An 18,638-nucleotide genomic window follows, 5' to 3' on the forward strand; every position below is an offset into this window, starting at 1 on the left:
GGGTCGGTGATGGTCCCGCGCAGGGCGGCCACGGGGAGCCCGGCCTCGAGGCCGAGGTCGAACACGCTGATGCGATTGAGCCGGTTCTGCACCACGTACAGCCTCCGGCCGATACGGAGGAGGCCGTCGCCGTTGAGGACGTCGTCCGCGCCCCTGAGGGCGATCTCGGCGGCATGTCCGGTCTTCGGGCCCACGTGGTAGAGCCTGCCGACGGGCCGGCTGCTGACGACGATCAGCCCTCGGCCGCCGGGGGCCGGGACGATGCCGTTGGCGTTGATCACGTCGGGCGCCTGCTGCCAGTCCCCGCCGAGGCGGAGGCTGGTGACGGTGCCGCGGGTGCCCCGGGGGATGCCGTGGAGCGCGCCGTCACGGGAATCGGTGAACCGGGCGCGATCCCCCAGCAGGGTGACGTCGTTGACGAAATGCCCGGTTGGTCCGGCCGGACGGTGGGTGGCGACGAGTTCGCCGGTGCGGGTGTCGAGGACCCTGGCCGTGCCGTCGGCGCCTCCCGCGATGTAGAGCAGGCCGTCGTGGTCGAGTTTCATGCCGACGGCCGCGGTGCCGCTCGCGCCGTCGAGCACGACCCTGCCGCGGCCGGTGCGCAGGTCGGCCCGGTAGACGGCGCCGGTGCCCAGCGAGCCCACCCAGGCGTACGGCCCGGAGCCGATGGTGATGCCCTCGGGCCGGAAACCGTCGGGAAGCGGGAAGCCCGCCGGCCACCGTGCCTCGGTCCCCGCGGTCCCCGCGGTCCCCGCGGTCGCCGCGGTCGCCGGTGTCCCCGCGGTGGCGCCCTGGCCGGCGCGGTGCCCGTCGCGAGGGCGAGCAGGGTGGCGGCCGCGCCACCGAGGACGGTGCGCCGGGACGGCGGGGAAGGGGTCCGGGTCATGGTTCACGCCTCCGGAAGTGGGGGTGGGAGCGGAAACTCAGGTCGGCTTCTGCCCCTGACGAGCCGCCCGTTCCCGGAGTTCCCCGATGTTCCCGGAGTTCCCACGGGCAACTTCGGGGGACCCGATGCGCACGCGTGTACCGCCCCGTCGCGGACCGGTCCCGGAAACGTCCGCGTGCTGTCACGTTTCCCGCCGGCCTGTTCCCGTGGCCTCTCCCTGCGGGCATGGTTCTGACCAGCGGGGCGGCGACGGTGCCGTCCGCACCCACCGCATCCGACCCGGAGGTGCGCCATGTGTTCCCACCAGCCGCAGTGCCCGTCAGCCGACAGCACGGACCGCGAGGCCGCGCACATCATCGCCTTCCACCCCGAGCAGGGCTGGAACCTGCTGTGCAACGGCGCGATCCTCTTCGACGACACCGGTGAGCTGCTGCCCGACGGCCGGGTGGTCGCCCCGCACCGTGCGCCCGCAGACCGCCTGGCCGTCGCCGCCTGAACCCGCTCCCACCGGCGCACCGGCTCCCACCCCGGGTGCCCGTCACCCGTCTCCCACCGCCGCCCCGCCGCCCTCGCCGGCACGGCGGCACAGTCGGGGGGCCGTACAGCCGCCACGGCCGGTACGGATCAGTGCGCGAGGTCGTCGCCCGCGGCCGTGTCGCACACCGGGCAGGTGCCGCGGACCAGTATCGCCGACAGGCCGTTGCTGCCCGTCCAGCCCGGATCCTCGCTCACCACGATGCGGAGCAGGCTCCGGCACACCCGGCACCGCTGCGGTACGTGTTCGTACAGCACAGCGTCGTGAATCTTCTGCCAAGCGGGCGTGACCATGCCCAACTCCCGTTCTCGCACCTGAGCGTGAGCAGGCTAACGACCACTCAGCAACGGTTCCGCACCGGGGTACGGAATACCGGCCGCGGCGGTTCACCGGATGCGGAGACGTTCCCGCTCACCGAGACTGGGGGAACCGGCCGGCACCGGCACCTGCTCCGCACCGGCATGTGCCCGCCGCCGGTCCCCGCACCGCCACAGCTGCCCGAGGACCCCCGATGGAACCGGTGGAAGCACTGGACAGGATCGCGTTCCTCCTCGAACGCGCCGGGGCTCCGACGTACCGGGTACGCGCCTTTCGCACCGCCTCCCGCGCCGTGACCGGGCTGGGCGCCGACACCGTGGCCGCCAGGGCGGCGGCCGGCACCCTCGAATCGGTACGCGGGATCGGCCCCAGGACCGCCGAGGTCGTACGGGAGGCGCTCGCCGGCAAGATCCCCGGCTATCTGCGCCGGCTGGAGGAGGAGGCGGACGAGCCGCTCACCGAGGGCGGCACGGCACTGCGCGCCGCACTGCGCGGCGACTGCCACCTGCACTCCGACTGGTCCGACGGCGGCAGCCCCATCGAGGACATGGGCCTGGCGGCCGCCGGGCTGGGCCACGAGTGGGCCGCGCTCACCGACCACTCCCCCACGCTCACCGTCGCCCGCGGCCTGACCGCGGAGCGGCTGCGCGGGCAACTGGAGACGGTGGCGGAGCTGAACCGGCGGTGGGCGCCCTTCCGGCTGCTCACCGGCATCGAGTGCGACATCCTCCCGGACGGCACCCTGGACCAGGAGCCGGAGCTGCTCGACCGGCTGGACGTGGTCGTGGCATCGGTCCACTCCAAGCTGCGGATGGACGCGCCCGCCATGACCCGCAGGATGCTGCGCGCCGTCCGCAACCCCCTGATGGACGTGCTCGGCCACTGCACCGGACGGCTGGTCACCGGCCGCGGCCGGCCGGAATCGGAGTTCGACGCCGACCAGGTGTTCGCCGCCTGCGCCGAGACGGGTACGGCCGTGGAGATCAACAGCCGTCCGGAACGCCTGGACCCGCCGCGCCGGCTGCTGCGCCGGGCGGTGGACGCCGGGACGCTGTTCGCCGTGGACACCGACGCGCACGCCCCCGGCCAGCTGTCCTGGCAGATCCTGGGCTGCGCCAGGGCCGAGGAGTGCGGCGTACCGGTGGAGCGCGTCGTCAACACCTGGACGGCGGAGCAGCTGCTGCGCTGGGCGCGCACCAGGGAGGTCCCGGCGGCGGGCCGGACCGGAGGGGCGCGCCGTGCGGGCCGGGCGGGCCGCTGAGGCTTTCGCGCACAGGGGCGGGACACCCGTGCCGGCATGGTGCGAATCGGATACACGATGATGACCGAGCAGGCAGGACCGCGGGCACTCCTCGACCACGTGGTGCGCGCCGAGGAGGCGGTCGGCGTGGCGCTCGCGCGCGGTGTGGGCGGCGACGAGACGTCCTGCCCGACGCGCCCGCCGTGATGGCTCGCGGCCGCGGTCCCCGCGCGGGCAGCGAACCGTCGGCCGGGACAGCCATGGGCGGGCGGCCGGGGCAGTCATGGGCGGTTGATCCGCTGCGGGGGCTTCGGCGCCGGGCAGCCCACAGGTTCCCGAAGAGGACGATCCCTCGTCGGGGACCTTGCCCTGCGAGCAGCGTGAGACGTCAGGCGCGGTACGAGTCGGCCAGTGCGGCAAACGCCGCCTTGGGTTCCCAGGGCATGTCGGGGTAGGTGATCCCATGGCCGTCGTCGAGGACTCTGACGATGCCGGGGCTGGCGAGGTCGAGGTCGTCGCGGGGGTCGCCGTCGGGGCGGTGGGGGAAGTTGCCGAGCGCGAAGAGGAACGCGAAGGTGCTGTCGACGCCGTGGGTGTCGAAGACCTCCAGCAGTTCCCGGAGATAGGTGGCCTGGCCCGCTTCGTCGCGGGTGAATTCGCCGTTCAGCCGGATCGGCGCGCCGGTCTCCTTGTCGTACTCGACGATCTCCATGCAGCGGCCGCCCAGGTCACCGGCGCCGCGATAGGCCGCTGTGCCGAATTCGGTGATGGCGACCGGCTTTCCCTGTGCGACGAGGGTACGCACGCCCTCGGCGAACTGGTCGGAGACTTCGGCCGATCGGTACAGGTCCACGCTGATGAAGTCGAAAGGCGCCCAGTCGACGCGTTCGAGCGGTATGGCAGCGTAGGTGATCTTTCCGCCGAAGCGCTCGCGGACGAGGAGGGCGGCCTCGGCGAGGAGGTCATTCACGCGTGCGCTGACCTCGCCCACCCGCTCGTGCAGGCGATCCCGCTGGTCCAGCAGCAGCCGGAGCCGGTCCTCCTGTGTGCCGCCGGGCAAGAACCCCTTGTTCATCAGGCTCAACTCGGCGCCGGCGACGAACACCACCTCGGCTCCCCGCCGCCGCAGCCGCTCCGCACGGGCGGCGCAGTCGGCGAACAGGTCGAGTATTTCCTCGCCGGTCAGCTCCAGGGGGTAGGGCGAGAGCCAGACCTCGAGGCCGAGGTCGGCGGCGCAGGCCGCGGCCAGTTCCAGTCGCTCCGGATCACCGCCGATGACGCGGACGGCGGTGCAGTGCAGGTCGTCACGGATGATGCTCAGCTCGCGGCGGACCTGGTCGGGCGGGAAGTGCTCACGGGAGATCACTCCCCCTCGAACGAAGCCGGTGTCGTAGCTGATGCCCTTGGCTCGCATGGGCCTGGTCCTTCCTGCCGGGTTTGCCGGGAGCCCGACTCTAGGGGCAAAACTTGCGTGCACGCAAGTTTGCGGGCACGCATGTCTGTTGGGATGCTGGGACGGTGACGACACGACAGGCAGGGTTGCGCGAGCGGAAGAAGCAGGCCACGCGGAAGGCGTTGCGCGAGGCGGCGCTTCGGTTGGCCCTGGAGCGTGGCCCGGACAATGTCCGCGTGGACGACATCGCGGAGGCCGCCGGCGTCTCGCCGCGCACCTACAACAACTACTTCTCAAGCCGCGAAGAGGCGATCGTCGCCGCCGTCACCGCCGAGCGGGAGTTCAGGGTGGCGGCGGCAGTGGCCGACCGGGCCGGCACCCGTCTCGCCGATGACGTCGTCGGCGCGGTCGTGGAGCAGTACACCGACTCGGGCGAACCCGGCCGCGACGCACTCTTGCTCATCACGACAAGTCCGGCACTCCGCAACGTGTTCCTCGACGCCGCAGCCGCGATCGAGCTTCCGCTCACGGAGGCAATCAACGGCCGCCTCGGCGAGACCGACCCGTACGCCGCCCGCGTACTCGCGGCGAGCGTCGCCGCCGCCGTTCATGTAGCGCTTGATCGTTGGTTGCAGCCGGCGGCCGCGTCCCTGGCGGCCGGTGGGTTCGTCGTTCCGGCCGGCTCACTGCCCGACCTGCTCCGCGCAGCGCTGGCACCACTCGCACCCGCATTCGACGCGGCCGAGGAGCGGGCACGACACGACGAGCACCGATGACGCCACCGCGAGGGGAGCGGCATGCACGCCCGCCGACTCAAGCGCTCGGAACCGCCGGCCGATGGGTCGTGACCGCTTGCGGCGGTGAGGCCGGGCGCCCCCGATTTTCGCCGCAGCCCTCGTCACCGATTTCGCCGCAGCCCTCGTCACCGACCGTGCCGATCACGGTCGGCCGGGCCGCTCCTTGCCGTCAGGCGCGCGGTCCGAGGAAACAGTCCACCGCTTTTCGATGACGGTCCACCGCTTGCGTCGATGACCTGCCCGGTGATCCGGCGTGCCGCCTCAGAGGCGAGGAACGGGACCGCGCGCGGCGGCCAGTGCCTGCCCGGCCGCCATGCACACGGCATTGGTGCGCTGGGCCGAGGACGATGGCCGGACCGGCCTGCCCGACCTGATCGCGAAGGCGCCCGCTGCCACCTTGGGTGAGATGCGACCGGGGTCGCCTCCATACGTTCTGCCCGTTGGAAGCAGTACGGGGCGGGGCCGCGCGGAATCCGCCCGGCCCCGCCCTGTGTGACGAACGCGGTCGTCGCCGTTCAGTGGCGGAAGGCGTCCTTGGCCTTCTGGCCGGCCTGACGCAGCGCCCCCTTGGAGCGCTCCGTACGGCCCTTGGCCGTCATGCTCTCGTTGCCCAGCGCCCGGCCGAACATGTGCTTCACGGCGCCCTTCGCCTGCTCCGCCTTGGCGGCGACCCGGTGCTGGGCGTCCTTGCTGTTCCGCGCGGTCATGGTCGCACTCCTCAACGGTCGGCGTGTCTCCTTGACACAAGATCGCGTGCCCGCGCCCCGGGGCTCCAAACCCGGTCGGCGCGGCTCGTCCGGCCGGTGGCCGTGCCCGCGGCGCCGTCGGGAGCACGGCCGCGTCCACGGGCGGCGCCGAGCCGCTGCCACCAGCGGCGGCGGGGAGGGTGCAGGGCCCTGCCGAGCCGGCGGCCCACGAGCAGGTAGCCGAGCAGGGCGCCGGTGGTGTTGAGGATGACATCGTCGATGTCGAACGCCCGGCCGGTCACCAGGACACCCTGTGCCGCCTCGACCATCAGCATGACCAGGGCCGTCAGCAGGGCGACCCGCAGCAGCCCGCGGGCGCGCGGCACCAGTGTGGGCAGCAGCACACCGAAGGGCACGCCCAGCAGGATGTTGCCGCCGATCTGACGGACCGTCTCGCGGAACGCGGGCTGCTCGAGGTAGGTGGAGATGGAATCGCCGGGCCGCAGATTGGTGTGGGTCAGGTCCTCCGACGGGCCCGAGGGCACGAGAGTGACCCTGGCCAGGGCCACGGCGAAGGCGATCATGCAGAGCAGTGCGGCCAGCAGGACGAGGCCGCGGACCAGGGCCGCGCCCCAGCCCCGGCCCGGTGGTTCGGGCGGACCCGACCCCGAACCCGACTTCCGAGCGGCGCCGGCGTCCGCCGGCGGGGTACGCGGAATACGTGCCACAGGGACCTCCCTCCCGGTTCCCAGGCTCGTACCCCCGGTTCACATGCGCACACCCGGAGCCGACCGCCCAACTTGCCTGGCTTCAGGCGGAGTTGATCGTTCCCGGCACCTCGGTGCCGGAGTCCTCCTCACCGTCGGCGGCCCCGTGGAGCGGCTCCACGGAGGTGTTCGGCGGGCCGGGGGCGCCGAGGCCCTCAGCACCGGGCCCCGCCGCCTGGGCCGGGCTGGGTGACACGGCGGCCAGGACGGCTCCCGCGGCAAGGGTGAGGACGGCCATGGCACTTCGCTTCTTCATGCACGGACAACTGCGCCGCCCCGGGCGAGGTCACGCCCTGCCCGTGCGGAGACGCAGGCGGCGGCGTGACGGCGCGGCTGTCCGTATCGGCAGTTGCGAATGATCGTATTCGCGGGGTGGGATGGGCGCATGAGGACGTCACGCACCATGTACCTGTTCAGCTGTGCCGCACCGCCCCTGTTCGACGTGGCCCATGTGGTCGAGAACGCGCAGACCCGTGGCTGGGACGTCTGCCTGGGGCTGACGCCCACCGCGGCCCGCTGGCTCGGTGGCAGTGTCGAAGGGCTCGCCGCCCTCACCGGCCACCGGGTGTACACGGAGCATCCGGTGCCCGGCGTCCCCTTCGAGTGGCCGGCCCCCGACGTCCTGGTCATGGCACCGGCGACCTTCAACACCATCAACCAGTGGGCGCTCGGCATCACCGAGAAATGGGTCGTCGGTGTCGCCGCCGAGGCGATCGGGCGGGGCGTTCCGCTCATCGCGCTGCCGTGCGTGAACAACGCGCTGGGCACGCATCCGCAGTTCGGGCGCTCGGTGGGCACCCTGCGGGAGGCTGGGGTGAGGGTGCTCCACGGCGAGGAGGGCGGCTTCCCGGCGAACGAGCCCGGCGAGGGCAGGCCGGCCGACTTCCCGTGGCATGCGGCGCTCGACGCGGCCGGTTCGGTGGACACGCTCGTTCCCTGACGCTGTGCCCGGACGACCGGCGGGCCGCCCCCGGCCGGACCGGCTCCTTTCAGCCGAACCGGCTCCCCGCGGTCAGAACAGCGGCAGCTGGCCCGGGAACGGAGGGACCGCGTAGCCGTCCAGGGACGGCTGCTCGGCCCCCAGGGGTGCGGGCATGCGGGAGCCTGGGCACGAGACGAGCTCGTTCGAGGTGCGGGCCCCCGGCGGATCGTGCCGGGCGAACCGGGCGGCCACCACGGCGATCTCGCGCCGGCACACGGGGCAGGTACGGCGAGGGCTCAAGGACATACGGTCAAGTCTGCCCTCCCCCACTGACAGCGAGCCGGGCGGCCGCACTGTCCAGCAGCATCTCGAGCGCCGTCGGGTAGGCGCTGTCGTTCATCCGGGCGACGAGCAGCGGGGCGGTCGCCGCGATGTGCGGATGTGTCTCGGCCGGCAGCCTGGCGTAGGTGGCACCCCACACCTCCTCGTCCGCCCTGCGGGACGCGGCGGGCAGGGCGAGCGAAGCGGCGTCCAGGGCAGCGAAGGCCAGGCTCTGGTCGATGAACGCGTGATAGATCCGCACGGTCTCGGCGTCGGAGAACCCGGCCTCGCGCAGCACCCCGAGGACGGTTTCGTCGGCGGCGATCTCATGGGCACGACCGGTGACCCGGCTGGCGGTGAGCACGGCCGCCTGGGGGTGGGCGAGGTACGCGGCGTGGATGCGCAGCCCCAGCCCGCGCAGGTCCTCGCGCCAGTCCCCGGTGGCCCCCCAGCCCTCCATGGCCCGGCCGATCAGGGCGTCGCCGATGGCCAGGGTCAGGTCGTCGATACCTCGGAAGTAGCGGTACAGCGTGCTGGGGTCGGCGCCCAGGGCGGCGCCGAGGCGCCGTACGGACAGGCCGTCGCCGCCGTGCTCGCGCAGCATGCGCAGCGCGGTCTCGACGATCAGGTCCTCCGAGAGCACCGCGCCCTGTTTGGTGGGCCTGCGCCGCCGTCGTTCGCCCTCCGGTACCACCTGCTTGGCCATGGCCCCCCGTTCCCCCGGCCGCACCGTGCGTCCGTCTCTCTCCTCGCGTGGAGCTTATGCCAACACCATTGACGTGAAAAGGGGCGGCCGCGTTTCATCGCTCACGCGGGGCCTGTTGCCCCGCTTCCCAGCCAACCGAGCCGAAAGGGTTCCGTCATGCGTGTTCTGCTCGTGGGAGCGGGCGGTGTGGGCACCGCGATCACCCGTATCGCCGCCCGCCGTCCGTTCCTCGACCACATGGTCGTCGCCGACTACGACCTGTCCCGTGCCGAGGCGGCCGTGGCCGCCCTGGGAGAGTCGGGGAGCCGGTTCAGTGCCGCCAGGATCGACGCCTCCGACGAGGCCGCGGTCACCGCGCTGCTGGCCGGTGAGCGGTGCGACGTACTCCTCAACGCCACCGATCCCCGATTCGTCATGCCGCTGTTCGAGGCGGCGCTTGCGGCCGGGGCCCACTACATGGACATGGCGATGTCACTGTCCCGTCCGCATCCGGAACGGCCCTACGAGGAGTGCGGGGTCAAGCTGGGCGACGCCCAGTTCGAGCGCGCGGGCGACTGGGAGAGCGCGGGCCGGGTGGCTCTGGTCGGCATGGGCGTCGAACCCGGGATGTCCGACGTGTTCGCCCGCCACGCCGCCGACGAACTCTTCGACGAGATCGAGGAGATCGGCGTCCGTGACGGCGCGAACCTCACCGTCGACGGCTACGACTTCGCGCCCTCCTTCAGCATCTGGACCACCATCGAGGAGTGCCTCAACCCGCCCGTCGTCTATGAGGCCGGGCGCGGCTGGTTCACCACCGAGCCCTTCAGCGAGCCGGAGGTCTTCGACTTCCCCGAGGGGATCGGCCCGGTCGAGTGCGTCAACGTGGAGCACGAGGAGGTGCTCCTGGTGCCCCGGTGGGTGGACGCGAAGCGCGTCACCTTCAAGTACGGTCTGGGCGACGCCTTCATCAACAACCTGAAGGTGCTGCACCAGCTCGGTCTGGACCGTACGGAACGGGTGGCGGTGCCCGGTGCAGGCGGCACGGTCATGGTCTCGCCGCGCGACGTGGTCGCGGCCTGCCTGCCTGACCCGGCGGGGCTCGGCGAGCGCATGCACGGCAAGACCTGCGCCGGCACCTGGGTGAAGGGCACCAAGGACGGCCGGCCGCGCGAGGTGTATCTGTACCACGTCGTCGACAACCAGTGGTCGATGCGGGAGTACGGCTCGCAGGCGGTGGTGTGGCAGACCGCCGTCAACCCCGTGGTCGCCCTGGAACTGCTCGCCACCGGTGCCTGGTCGGGCACCGGCGTCCTCGGCCCCGAGGCGTTCCCCGCGCGGCCCTTCCTCGACCTGCTGACCGCGTACGGATCCCCGTGGGGCCTGCGTGAGCAGTGACAACAGGTGTGGGGCGGGCCCAGTGGGTTACCCCGACAGGTAGTCCCCCGACCGCTGGACAGGGGGCCTGCCGTTCCGGTGCAGCGGCCGTACCACTGCCGTGAGCCGTACCAGCCGTACCACTGCCGTGAGGTGAGGACGCCGATGTCGCTCCTGAGCCTTCTCCGCGCGCCGGCACGTGTCCCGGCGCCGCCCGTGCCGGGACCACTGGTGGACGGCGTACTGACCGGGATGCGCGCCGTCGTCGATCTGACCTGGCGGGCGGCCGGCGTGCCCCGCAGGGCCGTGTGGTCCCGGCCCGGCCGCTGCTACATCGCGGTGCACGGAGTCCACGGCGTGCACGCCCCCAGGGCCGAGCGGATCGCCCGGCGTGTGGAAGAGGCTCTGGAACGGCACCCGGGTGTGACCTGGGCCCGCGTGAACGGGCCGGCGGGACACGTGACGGTGGAACTGGGCCCCACGCCGGCCCGGCCGCACGAGCTGATCGCGATGATCGAGCGCGCCGAGGCGCTGCTGGAGGAACACGAGGAGGCGGAGGAGGCCGGCGAGTGGTGCAGGGAACCGCACCACCCCTGCGAGGGGCCGCGGACCCGGCAGTCCGTCTCGGGCCTCGCGGCCGACGCCCTCGGTCTGGGCATCGCCACAGCGGCCAGGATCGCCCCGTGGGCGCCACTGCCCCACGAGGTGGGAACGGTGGCGTCGGCGCTGCAACGCCACCCCCGGGTGCGGGAAGCCGCCGCGCGGTGGACCAAGGGCCCCGAGCAGGCGGAGTCGTTGCTGCCGGTGATCGGCGCGCTCGTCCAGGGGGCGGCCACCCACGGCGGGGGCATCGTGCTGGACGTCGTCCAGCGGCTCGCGCAGTGGCGCGAGGCCACGGCCCACCAGGACGCGTGGGAGCGGGCCGAGCCGGGCCTGGTCCGCGGTCCCGAGCACGCCGCGGCGGGGCCGGTCCTCGCCGACCGTCCCTGTCCCCCGCCGAAGGACTCCGCCGATCGGTACGGCGACCGCGCACTCGCCGCCGGCGCGCTGGCCGGCGCGGCAACCACCCCGTTCGCCGGGCCGCGGCGCGGGCTGGCGGTGGCGCTGACCGGCCTGCCCAAGGCTCCCGAGGCCGGGCGCGAGGGCTTCGCGAGCACGCTGGGGCGGGCCCTGGCGTTGCGGGGCGTGGTCACCATGGACCGGGGCGTCCTGCGGCGCCTGGGCCAGATGGACACCGTGGTGCTCGACGAGTCGGCACTGCGCGGCGAGGGGTACGAGCTCGCCGACCTGGGACTGGTGCGCAAGGCCGAGGCCGAACGCTGCGCGGAACGTGCCTTCTCGCTCTTCGATCCGCAGGCCCCAGGGGAGATACGGAGGGACGGCGAGTGGGTGCTGGGGCCGCTGGAGCGACTGGATCCCAGTACCTCGGACGGGAAAGGCGGAAAGGGCGGAAGAAGCGGCAAGGGCAGCAAGCGCGGCAAGGACGGCAAGGACGGCAAGAAGGGTCCCGGCGGCAGGAAGGCGGCCGCCCGGCTGCGGCGCCGGGGCGCCGAGCAGGTCCTGGGGCTGACCGAGCGCGGCCGGCTGCGTGCCGTCGCCTCCGTGACGGCGCAGTCCGCCCGGGGTGCCGAGGCGGTGGTGGCCGCCGCCCGGCGCTCGGGCGTGCGGATCGTGCTGGCCACCGGGACGCCGGACGAGAACGCCGACGGTGTGGCGGCGGCGCGGGTCCCCGCGTCCGGTGCCGGCCCGGGAGGCGTACGGGTCACCCCCGCCGCGCAGGAGGCGCTCGCCCGCGCCGGGGGCACCGGCGTGGACACGGGTACCGGCGACACGGCCTCGGGGCACGCCGGTACGGGCTACGCCTCCGCCGCACACACCGGCGCGGCAGCCGGTACGGCGGCGGGGCGGAAAACACCGGGAGGCGGACCCGGTTCCGCGGCTCCGGACGCCGGCCCCGGCGACGGCGGCCCCCGCCATCGCTTCGCCGACGCCACCGTGCCCGGCGGGGACCGGCTCGTCGCATCCGTGCGGGAACTCCAGGCAGGGGGCGCCGTCGTCCTGCTCGTGTCGGGGAACCGGCGGGCACTGGTCGCGGCGGACTGCGGTGTCGGGGTTCATCCGGAAGGAAAGCCGCCCGCCTGGGGAGCGCATCTGCTGGTCGGCGCCGACCTCGCGACGGCCGGCCTCCTCGTGGACGCGGTCGGGGTGGCGGCGCAGGTGGACCGGGAGAGCGTGATGCTCGCCTCCGGCGGCAGCGGGGTGGGCGCCGTCGCCGCCCTGCAGGCCGCTCCCGCCCGGGCCTCCTCCAGGAGCGCCGCCGCCGGGAACGCCGCCGGCACCGCCGCCTTCTGCCTGGCGGTCTGGCGCGCCAGGCAGTTGCTGTCGCGGCCGCCCGACGAGACGGAACGGGCCCTGCCCTGGCATCTGATGCCGGTACCCCGTGTCCTGGAGCACCTCGACGCGAGCGAGGAGGGTCTTTCGGACCAGGACGCGAAGGAACGCAAGGACCGTGCGGATGGCTCGGCGCCGCAGGACGGGCCCAGGGCCACGACGCTGCCCGTGGCCTTCGCCGAGGAACTGGCAAACCCCCTGACGCCGGTGCTCGCGGCGGGCGCCGCGCTCGCGGCCGCCGTCGGCTCCCGCACCGACGCGGGTCTGGTCGCGGCCGTCACGGGCGTCTCCGCGCTGGCGGGCGGCGTCCAGCGGGTGCGTACCGACCGGGCGCTGGCGGAACTGTTCGAGCGGTCCGCGATCGGGGCGCGGGTGCGGCGCGGAGGCCGGGAACGGCTGATCACCGCCGGGGACCTGGTGCCGGGCGACATCGTCCTGCTCCGCCCCGAGGACGTGGTGCCCGCGGACTGCCGGGTGCTGGAGGCGGAGGGAGTCGAGGTCGACGAGTCCTCGCTCACCGGGGAGTCGCTGCCGGTCTCCAAGAACCCGGCGCCCGTGGTCGCCTCGCAGATCGCCGACCGCCGCTCCATGCTGTACGAGGGCACGTCCGTGGCAGCGGGCCGTGGCACAGCCGTCGTGGTGGCCACGGGCGCGGCCACCGAGGTCGGTCGGAGTCTGGCGGCGGCCGGGCAGGCGGCGCCGACCGCCGGCGTGGAGGCCAGGCTGACCGGACTCACCAGGGCCAGCATGCCGGTCGCGCTGGGCTCGGCCGCCGCGGTCTCGGCGGCGGGCCTGCTCCACGGCAGGTCGCCGGTACGCACCCTGTCCTCGGCCGTGAACCTCGCCGTGGCATCGGTACCGGAGGGCCTGCCGTTCCTGGTCGGCGCCGCGCAGATGGCGGCAGCCCGCAGGCTCGCCGACCGCGGGGCGCTGGTCCGCAATCCACGCACGATCGAGGCGCTGGGCCGCGCCGACGTGCTGTGCTTCGACAAGACGGGCACCCTCACCGAGGGCACACTGCGACTCGCCGCCGTCAGCGACGGGGACAGCGAACTGCCCGTCGACCGGCTGGACGACCGGTACCGGACGGTGCTGGCCGCGGCGCTGCGGGCGACCCCGCCGGCCCGGGAGTCGGAGCCGCTGGCCCATCACACCGACCGGGCGGTGGCCGCCGGCGCCCGGCGCGCGCACGTCGCGGTACGCCACGGCGCCTCGCGCTGGCGGCGCACCGACGCGCTGCCGTTCGAGCCCTTGCGGGCCTACCACGCCACGGCCGGGCAGACCTCGCACGGCATGCTGCTCAGCGTCAAGGGTGCGCCGGAAAACGTGCTGGAACGCTGCACGGGCCGTCGCGCCGACGGCTCGACCACCCCTCTCGACGCGGCCGCCCGCCAGGAACTCACGGACAAGGCACAAGAGTTGGCCGGCGCGGGACGCCGGGTGCTCGCGGTGGCCGAGCGTACGGCGGCCGAGGGCGAGGAGCTGACCGACGAGTCGGTGCGCGACCTGGTGCTGCTGGGCTTCCTCGCGCTGTCGGACCCGGTGCGGGCCGGGGCGGCGCCCGCCGCGGCGCGGCTGCTGAAGGCCGGGGTGCAGATCGTGATGCTCACGGGCGACCACCCGGCGACGGCCGACGCGATCGCCACCACCGTCCACCGGGACGCGGACCAGAAGGTCTGCACCGGCGCCGAGCTGGACGAACTGGACGACGACCGGCTCGACGCGCTGCTGCCCACCGTGGATGTGATCGCCCGGTGCAGCCCGCACCACAAGGTGCGGATCGTCCAGGCGTACCAGCGGCTCGGCCGGGTCGTGGCGATGACCGGGGACGGCGCGAACGACGCGCCGGCGATCAGGCTCGCGGACGTCGGGATCGCGCTCGGAAGACGCGGCACACCGGCGGCGACCGCCGCCGCGGACCTGGTGGTGAGCGACGACCGGCTGGAGACCATCATCTCGGCCCTGATGGAGGGCCGCGCCATGTGGGTCTCGGTGCGTTCCGCGCTGGCCATCCTGATCGGCGGGAACTTCGGCGAGATCACCTTCAACGTGCTGGCCGCCATTCTGACCGGGGGCACTCCGCTGGGCGCGCGCCAGCTGATGCTGGTGAACCTCCTGACGGACCTCGCCCCCGCGCTGGCGATCGCCGTACGGGAACCGACCGCGAACGGCGGGGAACGGCTGCTGCGGGAGGGGCCGGACCGTTCGCTCGGGGAGGCGCTGCGCCGCGAGATGCTGCTGCGCGGCGCCACCACCGCGCTCGGCGCGGGCCTGGCCTGGGGCGCCGCCCGGTTCACCGGGCGGGCACGGCGGGCGGGGACGGTCGCGCTGGTCGCCCTCGTGGGCACGCAGCTCGCGCAGACGCTGTTCACCGGTGTCCGCGACCGCAAGGTGCTGCTGACCTCCCTGGGTTCGGCGGCGGCGCTGGCGATGGTGGTCCAGACGCCGGGTCTGAGCGGCTTCTTCGGCTGCACGCCGCTCGGGCCCGTGGGCTGGGGCATCGCGGTGGGCGCGATCGCCTCGGCGATGGCGCTCGGCGCCGCGCTGAACCCGGTGGCGCGCCGGCTGCTTCCCCGGGAGGGGCTGCCGGGGACGGAGTCCGGGGACGCGGAGCTCTCCCGCGCGGACGTCCCGTCGGACTGAGCCGGTGCCGGTGCGGCCCGCTCCCCGACGGGACGTCAACCTCCCGTTCCGCGAGTGTTGTTGGGGGTCCGACACGAGGGCCCGGACGGGCGTGCGGTTTGGCCGCCGGACGACGGAGGCCCGGGGCCGGACGTCCGCTCCGGTCCGGTCCTGGTGCCCGCGAAGGCGGGGACGCACGGACCTGTACGACCCGCAGGGACCCGCACGGACTCGGAGGGCTCTGAGGGCCCTGAGGGACTGGCACGGCTCGGAGGCAACGGCGACGGACTGGTGGGGACGGGCGGCGTGCGCCGGGGTGGATCCGGAGGTGTTCTTCCCGGTCGCCGCCGGGGCCCGGCGCTGCGCGAGCAGCAGGACCGGGCCAGGGCGGTGTGCCGGCGCTGCGCGAGCAGCAGGACCGGGCCAGGGCGGTGTGCCGGCGCTGCGTGGTGATCCGGAAGTGCCTCGACCGGGCCCTGCGGGCGGCACCGGCCGCGGGCGTGTGGGGCGGCACCGGGGAGGAGGAACGGCGGTCGGCGGCACGCCGGATCCGCGGCGCGGAGCCTGGGCCACGCAGCGGGCGGCTGCCGCTGAGCCTCACGGTCCGTGCACACTCCTTGCCGTGCACCGGCGGGGCGGCGACGATGTGGGCGGGTGTGTGCACGTGGAGGGCCGCCGTGCCTTCCGAGGAGGTTCCCGTTGGACGAGTCATGGGTGGTCATGCGGCCCGGCGCCGATCCCGCCGAGCACGTCGGCGTGCTGCGCCGCGCCCATGAGGCCTTCACCTCCGCCGGCACCGCCGGCCGCCAGGTGGACCAGCCGGTTCGTCGCCTGGTCGCCGAGTCCTGGCGCCGCTCCGCCCGCGCCCGGGTCAGCCCCGACCGCACCGCGGACGTCGACCTCTCGGACTCCGACCTCGCCGCGTACCGCGCGGAGCACCCGCTGTCCCGGGTCATGCCACTGGTCAGGGAACTGATGGGCTCGTACGCCGCGGACGGCGAGCACCTGCTGGCGGTCTGCGACGCGCACGGGAGACTGCTCTGGGTGGAGGGGCACTCGGGTGCCAGGCGGCGCGCCGGGCTGATGAACTTCGTGCCGGGCGCCCACTGGTCCGAGTCCGCGATGGGCACCAACGCGCCGGGCACGGCCGTCGCCGTGGACCGGCCGGTGCAGGTCTTCGCGGCCGAGCACTTCAGCCGTCCGGTGCAGAACTGGACCTGCGCGGCGGCGCCGGTGCACGATCCCCGGACGGGCCTGGTGCTGGGCGCGGTCGACATCACCGGCGGGGACCGGCTCGCCCATCCGCACAGTCTCGCCTTCGTACAGGCGGTGGCCCGCGCGGCCGAGTCCCACCTCGCGCTGCTCGCCCCGCTCCCCCACCCGGGGCTCCAGCTCACCGCGCTCGGCCGTGACGAGGCCACGCTCCTCGCCGACGGCCGCCGGCTGCGGCTGACGCGCCGGCACAGCGAGATCCTCACGCTGCTGGCCCGCCACCCCGAGGGCCTTTCCGGGGACGAACTGCTCATCGCGCTGTACGAGGACGAGTCGGTCACGCCGGTGACGCTGCGGGCGGAGATGACGCGGCTGCGCCGGGCCCTGGGTCCCGAGCTGCTGAGCTCCCGCCCCTACCGGCTGTCCGCCCCGATCGACTCGGACTACGACACGGTTGCCCGGCACCTCGACTCGGGAGCGCTCACCGCCGCTCTGCGCGCCTACGCGGGCCCGCTGCTGCCGCTGTCCGGTGCCCCCGCGATCGCCCGGCTCCGCAGCGCCCTGCACGAACAGCTTCGGGCCGCGCTGATCGCGCGCGGCGACCCGGGGCTGCTGGCCGACTGGGCGCGCAGCCCCTGGGCCGAGGACGACCTGGAGGCATGGCGCGCGCTGGCCTCCGCCCTCCCGGACGACGCCCGCGCCCCGGCCCTGAGCCGGGTCCACGCCCTGGAGGCCGAACTCTACGGATAGCGGCGGCCGCCGCTCCGACTGCCCCGCGCCCGCACCGTGGAGCGCGCGGCCCGGTGGGCGGGCAGGGCGTCCGGGCGCCGCGACCGGGCGCGGCGCCCGGTCGGCCCCGTGCCCGCCGTGCGCAACGTGGTCGCAACCTTTCGCTTCGTAGCCTCGCGCCGAGCGCTGCCCAAAGGCGGGCGGCGCAGGGACGGAAGGCCTCGACATGACCCGTTACTCCGCGCCAGGAACCGAAGGTGCGATCGTCTCGTACGAGTCCCGCTACGACCACTGGATCGGCGGCGAGTACGTGCAGCCGGCCCGCGGGCAGTACTTCGAGAACACCAGCCCGGTCAACGGCAAGCCGTTCACTGAGATCGCCCGCGGCACCGCCGAGGACGTCGAGCGGGCCCTGGACGCCGCGCACGCCGCGGCCCCCGCCTGGGGCCGTACCGCGCCGGCCGAACGGGCCGGAGTACTACTGAAGATCGCCGACCGGATGGAGGCGAACCTGGAGAAGCTGGCCGTCGCCGAGACCTGGGAGAACGGCAAGCCGGTCCGTGAGACGCTGGCCGCGGACATCCCGCTCGCCATCGACCACTTCCGCTACTTCGCGGGTGTGCTGCGGGCGCAGGAGGGCAACATCTCCGAGCTCGACAGCGACACGGTGGCGTACCACTTCCACGAGCCGCTGGGTGTGGTCGCACAGATCATCCCGTGGAACTTCCCCATCCTGATGGCCACTTGGAAGCTGGCTCCGGCACTCGCCGCCGGAAACGCCGTGGTCCTCAAGCCCGCCGAGCAGACCCCGGCCTCGATCCACTACCTGATGAGCCTGATCGCCGACCTGCTGCCGCCGGGCGTGGTGAACATCGTCAACGGCTTCGGCGTGGAGGCGGGCAAGCCGCTCGCGTCGAGCCCCCGGGTCGCGAAGGTGGCCTTCACCGGCGAGACCACGACGGGGCGGCTGATCATGCAGTACGCCTCGGAGAACATCAAGCCGGTCACCCTGGAACTCGGCGGCAAGAGCCCGAACATCTTCTTCGACGACGTGTGGGCCGCGGACGACGACTTCCGCGACAAGGCGCTCGAGGGCTTCACCATGTTCGCGCTCAACCAGGGCGAGGTGTGCACCTGTCCGTCGCGGGCACTGGTCCAGAGCGGCCACTACAGCGAGTTCATGGAGGCGGCCGTCGCCAGGACCCGGGCCATCGTGCCCGGCCACCCGCTGGACACGGACACGATGATCGGCGCGCAGGCGTCCAACGACCAGCTGGAGAAGATCCTCTCCTACTTCGACATCGGCCGGCAGGAGGGCGCGAAGGTCCTCACGGGCGGTCAGCGGCTCGAGCACGGCGGTGAGCTGGCGGGCGGCTACTACATCGAGCCGACCATCTTCGAGGGCGACAACCGGATGCGCATCTTCCAGGAGGAGATCTTCGGCCCGGTCGTCGCGGTCACGTCCTTCGACGACTTCGACGACGCCATCAAGCTGGCCAACGACACGCTGTACGGGCTCGGTTCGGGCGTGTGGACCCGGGACATGAACACGGCGTACCGGGCGGGCCGCGCTATCCAGGCCGGCCGGGTGTGGACCAACTGCTACCACCAGTACCCGGCGCACGCCGCCTTCGGCGGCTACAAGGGCTCCGGCATCGGGCGGGAGAACCACCTGATGATGCTGGAGCACTACCAGCAGACGAAGAATCTGCTGGTGTCCTACTCGCCACAGAAGCTCGGTTTCTTCTAAACGCAGA

At 73.6% G+C, this 18,638-nt stretch carries 18 protein-coding genes; 10 read left to right on the forward strand and 8 right to left on the reverse strand.

Translation table 11 applies throughout. The features are described 5' to 3' along the window. The coding region (locus tag GUY61_RS06510; protein ID WP_166629096.1) for a superoxide dismutase at nt 1–893 on the reverse strand (893 nt) is incomplete at its 3' end. A 285-nt stretch (nt 894–1,178) separates the two neighbouring features. On the opposite strand from GUY61_RS06510, the gene GUY61_RS06515 reads away from it, so the two are divergent. Continuing rightward, nucleotides 1,179–1,382 carry a DUF5999 family protein gene (locus GUY61_RS06515; protein WP_166629097.1) on the forward strand — a complete coding sequence of 68 codons (204 nt, stop codon included), beginning with the start codon at nt 1,179–1,181 and terminating at the stop codon, nt 1,380–1,382. 128 nt (nt 1,383–1,510) lie between these two features. Here the strand turns inward: GUY61_RS06515 and GUY61_RS06520 are convergent, their stop codons facing one another. Continuing rightward, nucleotides 1,511–1,714, reverse strand: coding sequence for a hypothetical protein (locus tag GUY61_RS06520; RefSeq protein WP_166629098.1), 204 nt, complete (start codon nt 1,712–1,714; stop codon nt 1,511–1,513). A 218-nt stretch (nt 1,715–1,932) separates the two neighbouring features. Between GUY61_RS06520 and GUY61_RS06525 the strand changes: the two genes are divergently transcribed. Further along, a complete protein-coding gene (locus GUY61_RS06525; RefSeq protein WP_166629099.1) occupies nt 1,933–3,000 on the forward strand; it encodes a PHP domain-containing protein in 1,068 nt (355 codons plus the stop codon). A 36-nt stretch (nt 3,001–3,036) separates the two neighbouring features. Continuing rightward, the gene (locus GUY61_RS06530) at nt 3,037–3,186 is read left to right on the forward strand and encodes a hypothetical protein (protein ID WP_166629095.1); all 150 of its coding nucleotides are present in this window, start codon (nt 3,037–3,039) and stop codon (nt 3,184–3,186) included. A gap of 181 nt (nt 3,187–3,367) precedes the next feature. On the opposite strand, the gene GUY61_RS06535 is transcribed toward GUY61_RS06530, so the two are convergent. Then, a complete protein-coding gene (locus tag GUY61_RS06535) occupies nt 3,368–4,393 on the reverse strand; it encodes a hypothetical protein (RefSeq protein ID WP_166629100.1) in 1,026 nt (341 codons plus the stop codon). 104 nt (nt 4,394–4,497) lie between these two features. Between GUY61_RS06535 and GUY61_RS06540 the strand changes: the two genes are divergently transcribed. After that, complete coding sequence (locus GUY61_RS06540; protein WP_166629120.1) at nt 4,498–5,148, forward strand: TetR/AcrR family transcriptional regulator; 651 nt, start codon at nt 4,498–4,500, stop codon at nt 5,146–5,148. 536 nt (nt 5,149–5,684) lie between these two features. On the opposite strand, the gene GUY61_RS06545 is transcribed toward GUY61_RS06540, so the two are convergent. The 3 genes from GUY61_RS06545 to GUY61_RS06555 form a co-directional block, all read right to left on the reverse strand. Then, nucleotides 5,685–5,876: a CsbD family protein gene (locus GUY61_RS06545; RefSeq protein WP_166629101.1), complete on the reverse strand. Its 192-nt coding sequence runs from the start codon at nt 5,874–5,876 to the stop codon at nt 5,685–5,687. Nucleotides 5,877–5,887: 11 nt separating this feature from the next. Then, the gene (locus GUY61_RS06550) at nt 5,888–6,583 is read right to left on the reverse strand and encodes a VanZ family protein (RefSeq protein WP_313896543.1); all 696 of its coding nucleotides are present in this window, start codon (nt 6,581–6,583) and stop codon (nt 5,888–5,890) included. An 82-nt stretch (nt 6,584–6,665) separates the two neighbouring features. Next, entirely contained in the window at nt 6,666–6,878 is a 213-nt protein-coding gene (locus GUY61_RS06555) for a hypothetical protein (RefSeq protein ID WP_166629102.1), read from the reverse strand. A 129-nt stretch (nt 6,879–7,007) separates the two neighbouring features. Between GUY61_RS06555 and GUY61_RS06560 the strand changes: the two genes are divergently transcribed. Then, complete coding sequence (locus GUY61_RS06560) at nt 7,008–7,562, forward strand: flavoprotein (RefSeq protein ID WP_166629103.1); 555 nt, start codon at nt 7,008–7,010, stop codon at nt 7,560–7,562. 72 nt (nt 7,563–7,634) lie between these two features. Here the strand turns inward: GUY61_RS06560 and GUY61_RS06565 are convergent, their stop codons facing one another. Continuing rightward, nucleotides 7,635–7,850 carry a hypothetical protein gene (locus tag GUY61_RS06565; protein ID WP_166629104.1) on the reverse strand — a complete coding sequence of 72 codons (216 nt, stop codon included), beginning with the start codon at nt 7,848–7,850 and terminating at the stop codon, nt 7,635–7,637. Between the two features lie 4 nt (nt 7,851–7,854). Further along, nucleotides 7,855–8,571, reverse strand: coding sequence for a TetR/AcrR family transcriptional regulator (locus GUY61_RS06570; protein ID WP_166629105.1), 717 nt, complete (start codon nt 8,569–8,571; stop codon nt 7,855–7,857). A 156-nt stretch (nt 8,572–8,727) separates the two neighbouring features. Here GUY61_RS06570 and GUY61_RS06575 point away from each other — a divergent pair, with 156 nt between their 5' ends. The 5 genes from GUY61_RS06575 to adh all read left to right on the forward strand — a co-directional run bounded on the left by GUY61_RS06575 (nt 8,728) and on the right by adh (nt 18,631). After that, the gene (locus GUY61_RS06575; protein ID WP_166629106.1) at nt 8,728–9,948 is read left to right on the forward strand and encodes a saccharopine dehydrogenase family protein; all 1,221 of its coding nucleotides are present in this window, start codon (nt 8,728–8,730) and stop codon (nt 9,946–9,948) included. Between the two features lie 144 nt (nt 9,949–10,092). Beyond that, the gene (locus tag GUY61_RS06580) at nt 10,093–14,961 is read left to right on the forward strand and encodes a cation-translocating P-type ATPase (protein ID WP_243766227.1); all 4,869 of its coding nucleotides are present in this window, start codon (nt 10,093–10,095) and stop codon (nt 14,959–14,961) included. A gap of 428 nt (nt 14,962–15,389) precedes the next feature. Next, nucleotides 15,390–15,716 (forward strand): WhiB family transcriptional regulator, encoded by a 327-nt coding sequence (locus GUY61_RS06585; protein WP_313896545.1) that lies wholly within the window; start codon nt 15,390–15,392, stop codon nt 15,714–15,716. After that, nucleotides 15,661–16,902 (forward strand): GAF domain-containing protein, encoded by a 1,242-nt coding sequence (locus tag GUY61_RS06590; protein WP_208105651.1) that lies wholly within the window; start codon nt 15,661–15,663, stop codon nt 16,900–16,902. The genes GUY61_RS06585 and GUY61_RS06590 overlap by 56 nt, the downstream gene beginning before the upstream one ends. A gap of 205 nt (nt 16,903–17,107) precedes the next feature. Next, entirely contained in the window at nt 17,108–18,631 is a 1,524-nt protein-coding gene (adh, locus tag GUY61_RS06595) for an aldehyde dehydrogenase (protein ID WP_166629108.1), read from the forward strand. Nucleotides 18,632–18,638: the final 7 nt, after the last annotated feature.

Origin of the sequence: Streptomyces sp. GC420, assembly GCF_009916105.1 — a bacterium.
Lineage (GTDB): Bacteria > Actinomycetota > Actinomycetes > Streptomycetales > Streptomycetaceae > Streptomyces.

Coding starts and splice junctions, on each gene's coding strand:
- GUY61_RS06575 (WP_166629106.1), top strand. CDS start 8,728: ATGCGTGTTCTGCTCGTGGGAGCGGGCGGTGTGGGCACCGCGATCACC.
- GUY61_RS06525 (WP_166629099.1), top strand. CDS start 1,933: ATGGAACCGGTGGAAGCACTGGACAGGATCGCGTTCCTCCTCGAACGC.
- GUY61_RS06530 (WP_166629095.1), top strand. CDS start 3,037: ATGGTGCGAATCGGATACACGATGATGACCGAGCAGGCAGGACCGCGG.
- GUY61_RS06535 (WP_166629100.1), bottom strand. CDS start 4,393: ATGCGAGCCAAGGGCATCAGCTACGACACCGGCTTCGTTCGAGGGGGA.
- GUY61_RS06520 (WP_166629098.1), bottom strand. CDS start 1,714: ATGGTCACGCCCGCTTGGCAGAAGATTCACGACGCTGTGCTGTACGAA.
- adh (WP_166629108.1), top strand. CDS start 17,108: ATGACCCGTTACTCCGCGCCAGGAACCGAAGGTGCGATCGTCTCGTAC.
- GUY61_RS06580 (WP_243766227.1), top strand. CDS start 10,093: ATGTCGCTCCTGAGCCTTCTCCGCGCGCCGGCACGTGTCCCGGCGCCG.
- GUY61_RS06555 (WP_166629102.1), bottom strand. CDS start 6,878: ATGAAGAAGCGAAGTGCCATGGCCGTCCTCACCCTTGCCGCGGGAGCC.
- GUY61_RS06515 (WP_166629097.1), top strand. CDS start 1,179: ATGTGTTCCCACCAGCCGCAGTGCCCGTCAGCCGACAGCACGGACCGC.
- GUY61_RS06590 (WP_208105651.1), top strand. CDS start 15,661: ATGCGGCCCGGCGCCGATCCCGCCGAGCACGTCGGCGTGCTGCGCCGC.
- GUY61_RS06560 (WP_166629103.1), top strand. CDS start 7,008: ATGAGGACGTCACGCACCATGTACCTGTTCAGCTGTGCCGCACCGCCC.
- GUY61_RS06565 (WP_166629104.1), bottom strand. CDS start 7,850: ATGTCCTTGAGCCCTCGCCGTACCTGCCCCGTGTGCCGGCGCGAGATC.
- GUY61_RS06545 (WP_166629101.1), bottom strand. CDS start 5,876: ATGACCGCGCGGAACAGCAAGGACGCCCAGCACCGGGTCGCCGCCAAG.
- GUY61_RS06570 (WP_166629105.1), bottom strand. CDS start 8,571: ATGGCCAAGCAGGTGGTACCGGAGGGCGAACGACGGCGGCGCAGGCCC.